The organism is Marinitoga sp. 1155, from assembly GCF_001021175.1.
Classification (GTDB): domain Bacteria; phylum Thermotogota; class Thermotogae; order Petrotogales; family Petrotogaceae; genus Marinitoga.
Genome location: NZ_AZAX01000013.1, coordinates 32576 through 48141 on the forward strand (window position 1 = coordinate 32576; position 15566 = coordinate 48141).

Sequence of the window (15566 nt, forward strand, 5' to 3'; positions counted from 1 at the left end):
TTTGCACGTGTTTATAATATTCAGGGGGATGTTAATGATGAATGAAAAGATGAAAAATTTCCTGTTTGAAAAATACTTTGAAGATAATAATATGGGGATATTAATAGTAAAAGATAGAAAAGTAAAATATATTAATAAATCATATAAAATACTTGCCAGATTATTTGATACGGATATGGAAAAAACATCTCCTGTAGATATATATTTCAATTACGAGAAATATCTGGAAAAAAATACCCATTTGAGAAAATTAAAAGATTTATTTGATTCTATAACTATATTTCGTTTCTCGAAAACAGACATGACATTTACGCATGTTGAAGAATTTAATAGTAAATTTCTTGAATTTAAATTTAAGGGAGTAATTATAGATAATGAAAAATATTATATAATTACAGTTTTAGATGTAACCAATGAAATAAAACTACTTGATTATAAATATCTTGAAATATCAAAAAAAATAGGTGAATTGAGTTTTAGAGAACTATCAAAAGAAAATTTCAACAGTAAAATAATATATGAAAATATTCACCTTATTTTAAAAGAATATAATATAGTCAATGAGTTAGCGATTTCAATATTGAAGGGAGATAAAATATATATTGAATTTGGGATAATAGATGGAATTAATCTAACTGGGAAAAAATATTCAATAGCCGATAAATCTTTAACATCATATATTATTAATTACAATAAAAGGATATATATACCTAATTCTTTGAATTTTAAACTGCCATATGGGTATAAAATTTTTCATATAGGTTCAAAGCCAAAACCTTATAGCGTTTATGGTGTTCCTTTAAGAAATGAAAATGGAAAAGCATATGGAGCAATTTTGTATGAAAGACCTGAAGAATGTAAATTTAATAGTTTTGATTTTAAGTTTTTAGATGAGGTTACATATACGATTCAATCTGTAATAAGATTTAATAAATTATATAAAGAATTACATAATGAAAAAACAAAATATTATGAAATATCGATTCGAGATCATTTAACAAGAGCATATAATAGATCCTTTTTAGAAGAATATTTGAAGAAAATATATAATAGAAGTAAACGATACAAAGAGAGAGTGATTTTGAGTTTTATAGATATAGATAATTTTAAAAAAATAAATGATAAATATGGACATGATTATGGGGATATGTGCTTAACTGTATTTTCTGAGACGGTATTTTCTAATATTAGAGAATCAGATGTTTTTGCGAGATATGGTGGGGACGAATTTGTTATAGTTTTTCCGAATACAACATTTGAAAATTCAGAAAAAGTTATGAAAAGGATTAAACGAAAGTTAAAGAGAACGGAATTTCCAATAGATATATCCTTTGGTTTAACTGAAATTGATATAAATCTCTCATTAAAGGAAAATATGAAAAAAGTAGATGACCTAATGTATCAAATGAAAAAGATAAAAAACACCGGGACAAAATAAAATCCCGGTGTTTTTTTTACGACCTCAATTTTAAATTAATCCTCTTTAAATCTTTATCTATATCTAAGATTTCCACAGTTACTATTTGATTTATACCTAAAACTTCAGAAGGATGCCTTATAAACTTTTCTGAAATATTAGATTTATGTATTAATCCATTTTCTTTAATACCAAGATCAACAAAAGCTCCAAAATCTGTTATATTTGTAACTCTTCCTTGTAAAATCATTCCGATTTTTAAATCTTCCAATGTTAAAACATCTTCATACAATATTGGTTGAGGCAATTCATCTCTTAAATCTCTACCAGGTTTTTGTAATTCAGAAATTATATCCTTTAATGTATATTCACCTATTCCTAATTTTTCAGATAATTCTTGAATATTTATATTATTCAACTTTTCTCTTATTAAATTTAATTTTTCATTATCTAAAATATCTTCTTTTTTAAAACCTAAAAAATCTAATAATTCTTCAGTTTTCTTATAACTTTCTGGATGAATTCCGGTGATTTCTAAAGGGTTATTTCCATCAAATATTCTTAAAAAACCTGCAGCCTGTTCAAAGGATTTTGGGCCAAAGCCCTTTACTTTTAATAAATCTTTTCTTTCTTTAAATGGTCCATTTTCCTCACGAAATTTTACAATATTTTCTGCCAGTTTTGGAGTAATACCAGAAATATATTGTAATAGAGCAGAAGATGCAGTGTTTAAATTAATTCCAACGAGATTTACAACATGTTCAACAGTATTTTCAAGCTTTTCTTTTAATAATTTTTGATTCATATCATGTTGATATTGTCCTACTCCTAAAGATTTTGGGTCTATTTTTACAAATTCTGCTAAAGGATCTTGTATTCTTCTGCCAATACTAATAGCACCTCTTACAGTAACATCTAAATCTGGGAATTCTTTTACTGCTAATTTTGAAGCTGAGTATACTGAAGCACCTGATTCATCTGCAAATATGTATTTTAAATTTAAATTATGTTTTTTAACAGTATCAACTATAAACTTTTGTGTTTCTCTTGAAGCTGTGCCATTGCCAATAACAATAAGATTTAAATTGTACTTTTTAATTAATTCTAAAACAATTTTTTCGGCATTTTCAAAATCATTCTTTGGAGGAACTGGATATATAGTGTTATTTTCTAAAAATTTTCCAGATTCATCAAGAGCTACAACCTTACACCCTGTTCTATATCCAGGATCAATTGCTAATACTCGTTTATTCTTCAATGGAGGAGTAAGCAATAATTCCTTTAAATTTTTAGAAAATAATTCAATAGATTTTTCTTCTGCACGCTGAGTTAGAATATTTCTAACTTCATTTGAAATAGATGGAAACAACATATTTTTAAATCCATAATCTAACCCTTCTTTTATTATTTTGTTATTTTCTTCAAATTTTGTTAAATACTCTTTATATAATTTATTTATATACTTTTCATCAAGAGATAATTTTACAGTTAAAACTCCTTCTTTTTCTCCTCTGTTAATTGATAACACTCTATAATTTGGTATTTTATGTATTTCCTGCGAAAACTCATGATACATATCATATTTTGTTTTTTCTTCTAAGAATTTCTTTTTTTTATAACTTTCTATTTTTCCAAATTTCAGTAAATCATTTCTTAGGATTTTTCTTATTTTTTCATTATGTGCAAAGTATTGTCCTATTATATACATTACCCCTTCTAAAACTTCATCAAGTGTTTTAACCTTATCATTAATAAATGCATTGGCCTCTTTTTCTATATTTGTTATTTTTTGTAAAAAAATTTTTTGAACCAAAGGTTCCAAGCCATTTTCAATAGCTATATCTGCTTTTGTTTTTTTTCTTTTTTTATAAGGTAAATAAAGATCTTCTACCTCACTTAATTTTGTAGCATTCAGAATTTTGTTTTTTAACTCTTCAGTTAATTTCCCTTGTTCTTCTATTGACTTGATAATACTTTCTTTTCGTTTTTCTAATTCTGTTTGATATTGATATAACTCAGAAATTTTTCTAACTTCTTCTTCAGTAAGATTTCCAGTAGCCTCTTTTCTATATCTGCTTATGAAAGGTATAGTATTACCATTACTCAATAGTTCGATTGTATTTTTTACCTGCCAATCTTTAACGTTTAAGTCTTTTGAAATTATATTTATAATATTCATATTAAATCACCTCTAATATTTCTTCTAATGATAATAAAACAGGGATTATATCCCTGTTTTATTAATTGAAATTAATTTTCTTCTTTTTCCTCTTCTTCATTTTTTTGCTTTTCTTCAAAATTTTCAACTTCAACTATTTCAACTTTTTCTGCGATATGTTCGGCAACTTTTTTACTTAAAATATCCCACATTAAGTTTCCTAAGATTTCTGCATTTGAATATATAATTTCTTTAGCTTTATCATGTGGAAGCCTATACATGTGTGCGAATGAGTGTATTGCTTCATTTAATTCCTTCTCTTCAACTTTTATATTATTTTCTTCTGCAATTTTATTTATTATTGTCATTTCTTTTATGGATTTTAAAGCTTGTTCTTTTAATTCGTTTATGTATGCCTCTTCTCCGCCGTGTTTTTCTAATTCTTCTTCGTATTTTCCATTTTGTTTAATTCTTTCTAATGTTTTTTCAACAAAATCATCAATTGTTTCGTCTGATACATCAACTTCAACGTATTTGTGTAATTCAGCCAAGATGTAATTCTTTATATAATCATCTTTCCATACTTTAAATGAATCTGCTCCTTCTTTAGATAATTTTTCTTTTAATTCAAGTACAGAATTTATTTCAGCATCTAATGTTTTAGCAATATCATCAGTTAACTCAGGAACAATTCTTTTATATACTCCTTCAACGTTTATTTGATATAAATATTTTTTATCTTCAAATTCTCTGTTGATTTCAACATAATCTCCCTTTTTCTTTCCAATTAAATCTGTAACCATAGGTCTTTTATCTTCTTCGTATAACACATATTCACTTTCTTTATCTTTAAATAATTCTTTACCTTCTGCATTTAAAACTGTATATTTTACTTTAACAAGATCCCCGATCTCTGCTGGTTCAACTTTTTCTTCTAAAATAGGATTTTCTTCAAGTAAATCTTTTATTCTATCTTCTACAAATTTTTCAACAACTTCTTTTTCCGTTGGAACTTCAACTTTTATTTCTTCGAATTTTGTAGAAACAACTTCCGGGTGTTCGTGCATTAATACTTCAACTTCTGCTGAATCATTATCCAATGCAAATGATTCAATGTATGGACCAAACAAAACCTTTTCATCTTTAAACTCATCTTCAACCTTTTCTATTAATATTTCTCTAACCATTTCCACAAAATCTTCACCAAATTTTATTTTCATAACCTTTTTTGGGACTTTACCTTTTCTAAATCCATGAAATGTGTATCTTTGATTTAATTCTCTAACTATCTGGTTTTCAGCGTTGTCAATATCCTTTTTATCAAATTTTACCAAATATCTTTTTACATTTTTTTCTTCCGATATAATTTCCTTTTGCATTCTTAACACTCCTTTTTTAAAATTATTTCAATTAAAATTATTTCTATTTCATATTATACAAGGAATATATCTTAATACTGTTAAAATTAGGTCAAAATAGGATTTCGGGGACGTAATAACTTTTATAACTTTTCTTTCTATTAATCTTTTTTTTTTGAAAAAAATGTTGTATAATAAAAAGGGGATGGAGGTGGAATTTTGAACAAAAAAAGTATAAGGACTTTATTGTTTAACCGTTCATTTATTATTGTATTATTACTATCTTTAATAACGATTATAATTATTATATTTTCAGTAAACATTTTTTTTAAAAAAATATACAACTCGACAATAAAACAATCTGTAATATCTGTAAATGGATACTTTAATAGTAATTTGAAGTATCTGGATTATTATAGTGTTGAATATGAAAATATTGTTAAAAATTTTCTTGATGAAGTATATGTGATGTACTTTAATAAAAATTTTTCAGAAAAATATAACAAGTTAAAGAGTTCGTATATTAAAGATAAACAGTTTATTAAAGATATAAATTATTATATAATAAATAAGAATGGTGTGATTACAGAGACGGATTATCAAAAAGATTTAGGATTAGATATATCCAAAAGGGTACCAACTTTTTGGAAAAAATTAAATACAAAATTAAAGGAAAATGGAGAATATATAGAAAAGATATCATTTGAATTGAAAACAAATTTACCACGTATATATGGGTATAAAATTTTAAACGATGGAGAAATTTTTGAAGTGGGTATATTATTAAATGATAGAGCTGTTCCTAATTTCTTTAAAGAAATATCTTCTGTTAAATTTAATTTTATTGAGGGAATATATGTTTATAACATTTCATATATTCCGTTTTCATTTGAATCTCCTTTTTTAGATGATGAGGAAAAATTAATATTTGATGATATTGATTATTTTAATAATAGTTCAAATTATATTATAAGAGAAAAGTTTAATGGTGAAAAAGCGTTCGTTTATTTAAAGTGGGGACCTGATAAAGATTATACGTTAACTGCTTTGACAAAAATAGAGATTGATTTTTCTGAATTGATAAAAACAAAAAATTATATTATTTTTATATCTTTATTGGTAACGGCGATATTTTTATTTGTTTTTACGACATATCTGTATTATAATGCTAGAAAGGTAGAAAAACCCTTACAACAATTGATTCGTAATATTGAAAATGGAAAAATTGATGAAATAGAAACAGCTATTTTTGAAATAGATACATTGATAAAGTATTATTCCCATTTACTTTCAGGGCTGGTGAAAAAAGCTAATGAAGAGGAAGAAGAAATACTTAATTTAAAGAAAAAACTTGAAAACATTGAAAAGGAAAAGAATATGTTATATGATATAGCATTAAAAGATGAATTAACAAAATTATTTAATAAAAAAGGTGCGGAAAAAATTTTTCAAAGAGTAATAAGCAATAATGAGAGTTTTTGTGTAATTTATATAAATTTAGATAATTTTAAAAATGTGCAAAAAGCATTTGGTGAAAATATATCAAATGATTTGATAAAAGATTTTGTAGAAATAGTAAAGAAGACTATCAGAGACAGGGATTTTATATTTAGGCTCAGTGATGATGAATTTTTAATTCTGCTGAGATTTGTTAATATAGAAATATCTCAGAAAATATTAAAAAGATTAGTGGAATATGTAAAGAAATTTAATATAACTACAGATAAGGATTATAAGATATCAATGAGTTATGGATTATTGGAACATAATGGTCAGGATATTGAAGATATTATAACGGATGCAAGAAAAAAAATGGAAGATATGAAAGAAAAAAAGAAAGAGATTTTAAAAAGATTAAGAAGTAACTCATAAGGAGAAAAAATATGGAAATAGTGCCTTTTTATAGAAAAAAAAATATAGAAGTTTATTTATTTATAATGCCACCTTTTGGAGTAAATACATATGTGATTAAATCAAATAAAACTATAATTATAGTGGATCCTGGTTGTGGGAATCAACATATTTTTAATTATTTTGAAGTAGAAAATTTCAAATATAAAGGAGTTTTAGTTACTCATACGCATTACGATCATATAGCTGGGCTAAATGAATTTGATAAATTTCATATAATGATTCCTCATAAGGAAATAATAGGGTTAAAAGATAAATCCAGAAATTTGAGTTATATGTTTGGTGAAGAGTTTGAAACCAATATAAATTACACAGAAATTTACGAAGGTTATTATGATTTTGGTGATTTAAAATTTATGGTATCTTATTATTCAGGCCATACACCGGGTTCCATGATTTATGATTTTGGTGATTTTATTTTTACAGGTGATTTTATATTTTGTGACTCTATTGGCAGAACAGATTTGCCTTATGGAGATGAAAAGGTTATGTTTGAATCATTAAAGAAATTTGATGAATATATAAAATCGAAAGAGGAGACAGTGTTAATCATGCCAGGACATATGGAAATATGTTATTTGAAAGATTTAAAAAAGAATAATATATTTTTAAATTTAAAAAAATAAATTTCTGGAGGTAAAAAATGATTGATCGATATGCGCTTTCACCTGTAAAAGAAATATGGTCAGAAGAAGAAAAATATAAAAGATGGTTGGAGATTGAGTTATCAGTAATAGATGCATTTGAAGAAAAAAATATAGCTCCAAAAGGTACGGCTAAAAAGATCAGGAATCAAGCAAAAATTGACGTAGAAAAAATTTTAAAAATTGAAAGTGTAGTAGATCATGATGTAATTGCGTTTATTAAATCCATTACAGATAATATGGGAGATGAGGCAAGATATTTCCACAAGGGATTAACATCTTCTGATATAGTAGATACAGCATGGTCTTTAGGTTTAAAAAGAGCAGGAGAAATAATATTAGAAGAGATGAAAAAATTATCCCAAATTCTAAAAGAAAAAGCAATAAAATATAAATATTTATACACAGTTGGAAGATCTCATGGAATTCATGCTGAACCGACATCATTTGGTTTAAAAATGTTGTCATATCTTGCTGAATTGGAGAGAAATATAAAACGATTTGAAATATCTATTGAAAATATATCTTATGGAAAATTAAGTGGGGCAGTAGGAAATTATGCAAATATAGATCCAGAAATAGAAAAAATAGCATTAAATAAATTAGGATTAAAACCAGAAACAGTAGCGACACAAGTTGTTCCAAGGGATAGACATGCAGAATTTTTATCTTCATTAGCGTTAATTGGTGCTGGAATTGAAAGAATAGCTGTTGAAATTAGACATTTACAAAAAACAGAAGTATTAGAAGCTCAGGAACCATTTAAAAAAGGTCAAAGAGGATCTTCCGCAATGCCACATAAAAAGAATCCGATATTATGTGAAAGGTTAACTGGAATGGCGAGAATGTTGCGAAGCTACACAGTTTCCGGTTATGAAAATATAGCTCTATGGCATGAAAGAGATATATCTCATTCTTCTGTGGAAAGGGTATTTTTACCAGATGCAACTCTAATAACCTTTTATATGGTGAAAAAAACCCAATATTTAATGGAAAATCTTATAGTGAATGAAGATAGAATAAAAGAAACATTTGAAAAGTCATATAATCTTGTATATTCCCAGAGAGTATTGCTATCATTAATAGATAAAGGGCTAAGCCGTGAAGAAAGCTATAAATTTGTTCAAAAATATGCATTAAAAGCTTGGGAAGAAAGAAAAGACTTTAAAAAAATATTATGGGAAAATAGTAGAATAAAAGAGTTATTTAAGCCCGAAGAATTTGATGAAATATTTACTCCTGATTATTATTTAAGAAATATTGATGCAATATATGAAAGATTCAATTTAAAATAAAAAATGAGAATTTGGAATTGAACAAAATAAAAAGTAAAATCCCCATAAACGGGGATTTTGTTAATTTAAGATTGTGTGCAGTTATATCTTTTCGATCATATAATACTCAATATGGTAATTTATTTTTTTCTTAATTACCCACACTTTTCGTGGAAAAACTATTTTTATATATATTGTATTGAAAATATAGTGCTACCAGACCCACTCATTAAAGAAATAATAGAATTTTTATCCATATTTTCTTTAATTCTTTTTAATTTTGGATATTTTGGAAAAACCACCTGCTCAAAGATATTAAATGTATTTTCTTTTACTTTTATATAATCTCTTTCTTTTAATCCTTCATATAACTTCATTGGATCGCCGAATCTTGTTAATTTACTCCAACTTTTATCTATTTCATTATACATTTCTGGTGTGGATATATGAATACCAGGAAAATTAAATTCAAAATTTAATTTTAGAGGTTCTAAGAAAGTTAATTTATCACCAATCCCTTCAGCAATAGCAGTACCACCAAAAATTAAAAATGGAACGTCTCCTCCAACCTTTGCACCAATTTCAATAATATCATTATCAGAGATATTATATTCATCTTTTAAAAATCTTAAAACAGCGGCAGCATCAGCGCTTCCGCCGCCAATACCTCCGCCTTCTGGCAATTTTTTGTTTAAGTGTATTTTCAAATTAAAACTATATTCTGTTAAACTTTTAAAGGTGTCTATTGCTTTTTTTATCAAGTTATTATTCCAAGGGAAATTAAATTTAGGTGTTGAAGTAAAAATTTCTTTCTCAGAAAATTCAATATCTATTTCATCATATAAAGGAATACTTTGGAAAAGCGTTAGAATATTATGATAGTTATCGACTCGTTTTTCTATAACATCCAAAAAAAGATTAACCTTCGCATAAGCTTTTAGAAGCATTAAATCACCTCTAAGGCTCTTAATGCTATTTTAGACCAACCCTCAAATTCTCCATTGAAATCTTTAAACTCTGTTTCGTTTAGCCAAAGTTCTTTAAAATTTTCTTTTTCTTTAATATCAGCATTAGAAACATATGCAATAAATAAAACACCAAGATGAACCCTTGAAACTTCTGTAGAATCATCTAAAATAAGGCCGACGTATTCTAATGATTTTAATTCATCAATATATAATTCTTCATTTAATTCTCTGTTTAATCCGTTATAAAATGTTAATTCTGAATTTTTATTTTTATCTATTGGATTAATGTGGCCGCCAATTCCAACACTATATAAATTATGTAATCTTTTTTCTGTTTGCTTTTTAGTCCTTTGAACTACTAATATTTTATTTTTTTTGTTCTTGATAACGACATAAGGAATTATTTGTTTTGTTGATTCATCTTTTTCGGCAATTTCTCTATCAATAAAATATGCATTATTAAATATTTTTTCTAAAATATTTTGCTCAACAATTGTAAATCCATTATAAAAGTTTATATCATTTAATATTTCATTGTCAATTACCCAAACTTTTTCTTTCATTCAATAACCTCCACGGTAATATTTTGATTTGTATAAATACAAATTTCTCCAGCAATTTTCAAAGATTTTTCAGCGATTTCTCTTGCATCTAAGTCAGTGTTTTTTAACAAAGCTTTTGCTGCTGCAAGAGCATATGGTCCACCAGAACCAATAGCCATCACATTTTCTTCTGGTTCAATTACCTCGCCATTACCGGAAATGAGCAGCAAGTAATCTTTATCACCAACTAATAACATAGCTTCTAATTTTCTTAAAACTTTATCTGTTCTCCAATCTTTTGATAGTTCTACAGCAGCTTTTAATAAGTTTCCAGCATTTGCTCTATACTTTATTTCAAATCGTTCGAAAAGGGCCAGTGCATCAGCAACAGAACCTGCAAACCCCGCTATAACTTTTCCTTCGCCAAGGCGTCTGACTTTTCGTGCTGTACCTTTAAAAACAGTATTTCCAAGAGTTATCTGCCCATCACCTGCTATTACAGTTTTCCCGTTTTTCTTTATTCCGATTATTGTAGTTCCTCTAAATTCCATTGTATCACCTCAGTTCCTAAGAAATTTTTAAGTATAATAATATATAATATAATTATATCCATAATATCTTTAAAAGCGAACATTAATTGTTTTGTAAAGTAAATAAATTATAATTTTGTTGTATAACAAATAATATTATAGCATAAAGGGGGTAAAAAGATGAAAAAGGTATTTTTAATTTTTGCAATTGTAATTTTAATGTTAAATGTAGTAAATGCAGCAAAGTCTGTTTTTTCTTTGGATATAGTAATTCCAACATTAAATGATATAACAGGACGATTTGATGCGATATTATCCTTTGAAGATTTTTCAAGTTTAAAATATGGGTTTGATTCCGGATTTTATTTTCCATTTATAAAGTATTACTTATATGATTTAAAGGGAACTTTTGATTTTAGCACTATTGTTGATACTCTTGATTATAAGACAAAATTTTCTGTAATGGCTACATTTGGAAAAAGAGAGGCCTCAATAATTATAGAACAACCAATTTCATCAGACCTGGATTTTTCCACTAAATATGGAATAAAATTCTTTGTAGAGGGACTTGGGGGATATATGATATTAGAAACAACGTTAAAAGAAATATATATAGGTTTTACGTATTAAGAAGGGGTAAGTATGTTTAAAATATTAATAATAGAAGATGATAAAAGTATTTCGAGACTTTTGGAATTAGAACTCAAACATGAGGGGTTCAAGGTTGATGTTGCTAATGATGGTAATGAAGGATTGGAAAAATATGAGCAATTTAAACCTGATATAATCATTCTGGATTTGATGTTACCAGGGATGGATGGTATGGAAATTGCAGATTCTATAAGAAATTATGACCACAATGTTGGAATAATAATGCTTACAGCAAAAGGAGATTTAAAATCAAGAATAGAGGGTTTAAAAACTGGAGCAGATGATTATGTTGTGAAGCCTTTTGAAATAGAAGAGTTATTGGCAAGAATAGAAGCTCTACTAAGAAGGCTTGGAAAACATGAAGTGTTAAGTGTATCAAATATAGAGCTGGATTCAGAAAAAATGGAAGTTAAAGTAAAAGGAAAAGAGATTAATCTTACATTAACAGAATTTAATTTGTTAAGATATTTGCTTGTAAACAGAAATAGTGTAATATCAAAAGAAAAATTACTTGAAGAAATCTGGGGATATGACGATCCAGAAAATATAAATCTGGTAGAAGTATATATTAATTATTTAAGAAAAAAACTCGGCAATGAAGGGAAAAAAATAAAAACTGTGAGAGGTGTTGGATACGTTTTCAAAGAAGAGTAAAAAAAGTGTTGTTGTAAATTTAACTGTAATATATACAACGGTTATAATAATAATTTTATTAACAGTCATATTTTCAATGAGATATTTTGTTGAAAAAATGTCTATAAAGTCTTATGCAATAATCTTGAAACAGCAGGTTGAAAAAATTTCGGAACCTACCCATATTATGGGGAGGGCTATAGGAAATATGATGGGGAATATGCTAAAAGATACTGAAAGGTTAAAGAGAAGCATTATTTCAAATAAAGTTGTTATACTTGATGGAATAATATTAAATGATCCGTATAATATTGTGGATGAAAAAATCTATAATTTAAAGAAAAATTATGCAACATACGAAAAAGACGGAATATATTATATATTTATTAGAACTAAGATATTTAACGATTCTGAATTGATTATGGGTGGTCCGTCTTTAGAATATACTGCGGTTATAAACACGTTTAATTCATTAGCTCTTGGTTTGAGTCTTATTAGTATATTAATTTCTTTCATCATATCATATTATTTTGCAAAAAAATCGTTAAAACCTTTGTTGAAAATATCTGAGGAAATAGCAGAAATTAATGTTGAAACACTTGATAAGAGAATTCCAGAACAAAAATTCATAGAATTTCATAAATTAACAGAAAATATAAATGAGATGTTAGAAAAGATAAATAAAGGGTATGAACTTCAGAAACAATTTGTTTCTGATGTGTCGCATGAATTAAGAACACCTCTTACTTCCATAATAGGATATATAAAGTTAATTGAAAGATGGGGAAAACAGGATGAAAAAGTATTATTGGAATCTATAGAAAATATAAAAGAATCATCCAACTATCTTAAAGAGATGATTGAAAACTTATTATTACTGACAAAAGTTGAAGAAGAAATAAAATTCGAATATGTAAATTTAAAAGAAATAGTTGAAAAAGTGATAAGTATGTATAAAAATGAAGATGTTGATATAAAAGCTGAACTAAAAGATATCAATATTGAGACTAACAAAGAATACTTAGGTATTCTATTAAAGATTATTCTCGAAAACGCAATAAAATATACAAAATTAAATAACGAAAATGAGGTTATTGTCAAAATATCAGAAGATTCAATAGAAGTGATTGATAAAGGACCTGGGATAGAAAAGGATGAAATACCAAAAATTTTTGAAAGATTTTATAAAGCAGATAAATCCAGAGCTGTAAAAGGGTTTGGATTAGGGTTATCTATTGCAAGGAGAATAAGTGAAAAAATTAATGTAAAAATAGAAGTTATGAGCGATATGGGTAAAGGAAGTACATTTAAGATTAAATTTTCTTAAATATTTTGATTTTTTAAGAAATTTGGTGTATAATAATATAATAAGAAGAGGTGAAAATATGAGAAGTATGACAGGTTATGGGAGAATAGAGGAAAATATAGGTAATTATAGTTATACTGTTGAAATTAAATCTTTAAATGGAAAACATTTAAATATAAAGGTTAATTTACCATGGATATACTCTTCACTGGAGTTAAAAATAAATGATTTGCTAAAAAAATATTTTAAAAGAGGGTCATTAAATATTTATATAGATATCAGACTTTTACAACCAAAAGATATAATAAAAATAGATAAGGCCCTTGCTAAATCTTATTTTGATGCATTAAATGATCTTGCCAGTTATCTTCATTTAAATGATTTGCCAAATTTAGAACTTCTAATAAGATTCAAGGAAATAATGAGATATTCTATCGAAGAAAATGATCTGGAAATAATATGGAGTGGTCTTGAGAAAGCTGTTTTAAAGAGTATAGAAAAAACTCTTGAAGTTCAAAAGTCTGAAGGGGAAAAAATAAAGAAAGTTTTAATAACATATATAGATAAAATAGAAGAAATAACTTCTGAAATAAAAAGATATTCTTCAAAGATGAAAGATTATTATAAAGAAAAATTAAATGAATCCTTAAAAGATCTAGATCTGGAAATAGAATATAATAAGGAAAGGCTTGAATATGAAATAGCTCTTATTTTAGAAAGAGGAGATATAACAGAAGAAATAGATAGGTTAAATATGCATGTGAAAAAATTCAGAGAATTAATATCTTCAGATCTTGAAGTAGTAGGACAAAATCTAGACTTTTTAGCTCAGGAAATGCATAGAGAATTCAATACAATTGCATCTAAATCAAAATTAAAAGAAATAACGGCTTTATCCATTGATGGGAGATTACATGTAAATAAAATAAAAGAGCAGGTTCAAAATATCCATTAAAAATACATTTATAAAAAAATATTTACTAATTAATATAAATTATATCGGAGGTGTAAGTTGTGTACGGTTTAATAAATATTGGGTTTGGTAATGTTGTAATTGGAGATAGAGTAATAGCAATTGTCAATCCAGAATCTTCACCATTGAAAAGATTAAAGGATATAGCAAAAGAAGAGGGGAAATTAATAGACGCAACATATGGAAGAAAAACAAGAGCTATAGTTATAACTGATAGCAATCATATAATCTTAAGTGCTATTCAACCTGAAACTATAAGTGGAAGATTTATGCAGAATTTTTATGATGTAGAAAGTGCCCTTGAAAAAATAAGGAGAGAGGTATATTCTAAATGACAAAAGGAATTCTTTACGTTGTCAGTGGGCCAAGTGGTGTGGGTAAATCTTCGATTATTAAAAGAGCTATGGCAAAATTAGAGGGCTTTTCCTTTTCGGTTTCATATACCACAAGACCAGCGAGGCCAGGAGAAACAGATGGAAAGGATTATTTTTTTGTAGATGAAAATACATTTAATGAAATGGTTGAAAAAGATGAATTTTTAGAGTATGCCAATGTACATGGACATAAATATGGTACTTCAAAAAAATATATAGAAAAAAAAATAAACGAAGGATTTAATATAGTTCTGGATATAGACGTTCAGGGAGCTTTAAATGTAGTGAAAAAAATGCCTAAGGAAACTGTATTAATTTTTATAGCCCCTCCTTCATATTCAGAGTTGAAAAAAAGATTAATGAATAGAGGAACAGAAAAAGAAAAAGATTTAAAAATAAGATTGGCCGATGCTAAATGGGAGTTATCTAAAATAAATGAATTCGATTATTTAATAGTAAACGAGGATTTAAATGAAGCTATAAATCAGTTAATAGCGATATTTATAGCAGAACAGATAAAAACAGAAAGGGTTACAGAACATTTAGGAAAGTATTCATTTTTTAAGATTGAGGAGGAATAGGAATGTCGATGGATTTTAATTATGATAAAATCATGAATAAAGTAGGATTTAAATATGTTGTTCCAATAATGGTAGCAAAAAGAGTCCAGATATTAAAAGAAGAAGGGTTTGATTCAACTTCAAAGCCTCTTGTAAAAACAGCTGATAACAATTTTGTTACTATAGCTTTTAAAGAAATTGAAAAAGGTCATGTGAGATTAAAAAACAAAGATAAACTGGAAGAGTATAAACCTGAGGTGAAATAGT

The 15566-nt window shown here is 26.6% G+C and carries 16 protein-coding genes; 11 read left to right on the top strand and 5 right to left on the bottom strand.

Annotation, left to right across the window (positions count from 1 at the left end; all coding sequences use genetic code 11):
* Positions 1–34 precede the first annotated feature (34 nt).
* The gene (locus X274_RS05575; protein ID WP_047265829.1) at positions 35–1438 is read left to right on the top strand and encodes a GGDEF domain-containing protein; all 1404 of its coding nucleotides are present in this window, start codon (positions 35–37) and stop codon (positions 1436–1438) included.
* A gap of 16 nt (positions 1439–1454) precedes the next feature.
* On the opposite strand, the gene X274_RS05580 is transcribed toward X274_RS05575, so the two are convergent.
* Both X274_RS05580 and X274_RS05585 read right to left on the bottom strand, forming a co-directional pair.
* Complete coding sequence (locus X274_RS05580; RefSeq protein WP_047265830.1) at positions 1455–3596, bottom strand: Tex family protein; 2142 nt, start codon at positions 3594–3596, stop codon at positions 1455–1457.
* A gap of 71 nt (positions 3597–3667) precedes the next feature.
* The gene (locus X274_RS05585) at positions 3668–4954 is read right to left on the bottom strand and encodes a trigger factor (protein ID WP_047265831.1); all 1287 of its coding nucleotides are present in this window, start codon (positions 4952–4954) and stop codon (positions 3668–3670) included.
* A 198-nt stretch (positions 4955–5152) separates the two neighbouring features.
* Between X274_RS05585 and X274_RS05590 the strand changes: the two genes are divergently transcribed.
* The 3 genes from X274_RS05590 to purB are packed head-to-tail and all read left to right on the top strand — an operon-like array spanning position 5153 to position 8783.
* Complete coding sequence (locus tag X274_RS05590) at positions 5153–6805, top strand: GGDEF domain-containing protein (protein ID WP_047265832.1); 1653 nt, start codon at positions 5153–5155, stop codon at positions 6803–6805.
* 11 nt (positions 6806–6816) lie between these two features.
* Entirely contained in the window at positions 6817–7470 is a 654-nt protein-coding gene (locus X274_RS05595) for an MBL fold metallo-hydrolase (protein ID WP_052913192.1), read from the top strand.
* A 17-nt stretch (positions 7471–7487) separates the two neighbouring features.
* Complete coding sequence (gene purB, locus X274_RS05600; RefSeq protein WP_047265833.1) at positions 7488–8783, top strand: adenylosuccinate lyase; 1296 nt, start codon at positions 7488–7490, stop codon at positions 8781–8783.
* Positions 8784–8947: 164 nt separating this feature from the next.
* Here purB and ispE read toward each other — a convergent pair whose 3' ends face one another.
* From ispE to hslV, 3 genes are read right to left on the bottom strand one after another with little or no spacing between them, the layout of a single operon-like run.
* A complete protein-coding gene (gene ispE, locus X274_RS05605) occupies positions 8948–9709 on the bottom strand; it encodes a 4-(cytidine 5'-diphospho)-2-C-methyl-D-erythritol kinase (protein WP_047265834.1) in 762 nt (253 codons plus the stop codon).
* On the bottom strand, positions 9709–10293 hold the full coding sequence (locus X274_RS05610) for an NUDIX domain-containing protein (RefSeq protein ID WP_047265835.1): 585 nt from the start codon (positions 10291–10293) through the stop codon (positions 9709–9711). Before X274_RS05610 ends, ispE begins: the two co-directional genes overlap by 1 nt.
* Positions 10290–10823 (bottom strand): ATP-dependent protease subunit HslV, encoded by a 534-nt coding sequence (gene hslV, locus X274_RS05615; protein ID WP_047265836.1) that lies wholly within the window; start codon positions 10821–10823, stop codon positions 10290–10292. The genes X274_RS05610 and hslV overlap by 4 nt, the downstream gene beginning before the upstream one ends.
* Before the next feature lie 159 nt (positions 10824–10982).
* Here hslV and X274_RS05620 point away from each other — a divergent pair, with 159 nt between their 5' ends.
* Genes X274_RS05620 through X274_RS05650 form a run of 7 tightly spaced genes read left to right on the top strand, consistent with a single transcriptional unit; the run spans position 10983 to position 15565 of the window.
* Positions 10983–11432 (top strand): hypothetical protein, encoded by a 450-nt coding sequence (locus X274_RS05620; RefSeq protein ID WP_047265837.1) that lies wholly within the window; start codon positions 10983–10985, stop codon positions 11430–11432.
* A 12-nt stretch (positions 11433–11444) separates the two neighbouring features.
* A complete protein-coding gene (locus X274_RS05625; RefSeq protein WP_047265838.1) occupies positions 11445–12107 on the top strand; it encodes a response regulator transcription factor in 663 nt (220 codons plus the stop codon).
* Positions 12082–13413: a sensor histidine kinase gene (locus X274_RS05630; RefSeq protein WP_047265839.1), complete on the top strand. Its 1332-nt coding sequence runs from the start codon at positions 12082–12084 to the stop codon at positions 13411–13413. Before X274_RS05625 ends, X274_RS05630 begins: the two co-directional genes overlap by 26 nt.
* A 58-nt stretch (positions 13414–13471) precedes the next feature.
* The gene (locus X274_RS05635; protein WP_047265840.1) at positions 13472–14347 is read left to right on the top strand and encodes a YicC/YloC family endoribonuclease; all 876 of its coding nucleotides are present in this window, start codon (positions 13472–13474) and stop codon (positions 14345–14347) included.
* Positions 14348–14406: 59 nt separating this feature from the next.
* A complete protein-coding gene (locus X274_RS05640) occupies positions 14407–14700 on the top strand; it encodes a DUF370 domain-containing protein (protein WP_014297016.1) in 294 nt (97 codons plus the stop codon).
* Positions 14697–15320 (top strand): guanylate kinase, encoded by a 624-nt coding sequence (gene gmk / locus X274_RS05645; RefSeq protein ID WP_047265841.1) that lies wholly within the window; start codon positions 14697–14699, stop codon positions 15318–15320. The genes X274_RS05640 and gmk overlap by 4 nt, the downstream gene beginning before the upstream one ends.
* Positions 15321–15322: 2 nt before the next feature.
* Entirely contained in the window at positions 15323–15565 is a 243-nt protein-coding gene (locus X274_RS05650) for a DNA-directed RNA polymerase subunit omega (protein WP_047265842.1), read from the top strand.
* Position 15566 lies beyond the last annotated feature (1 nt).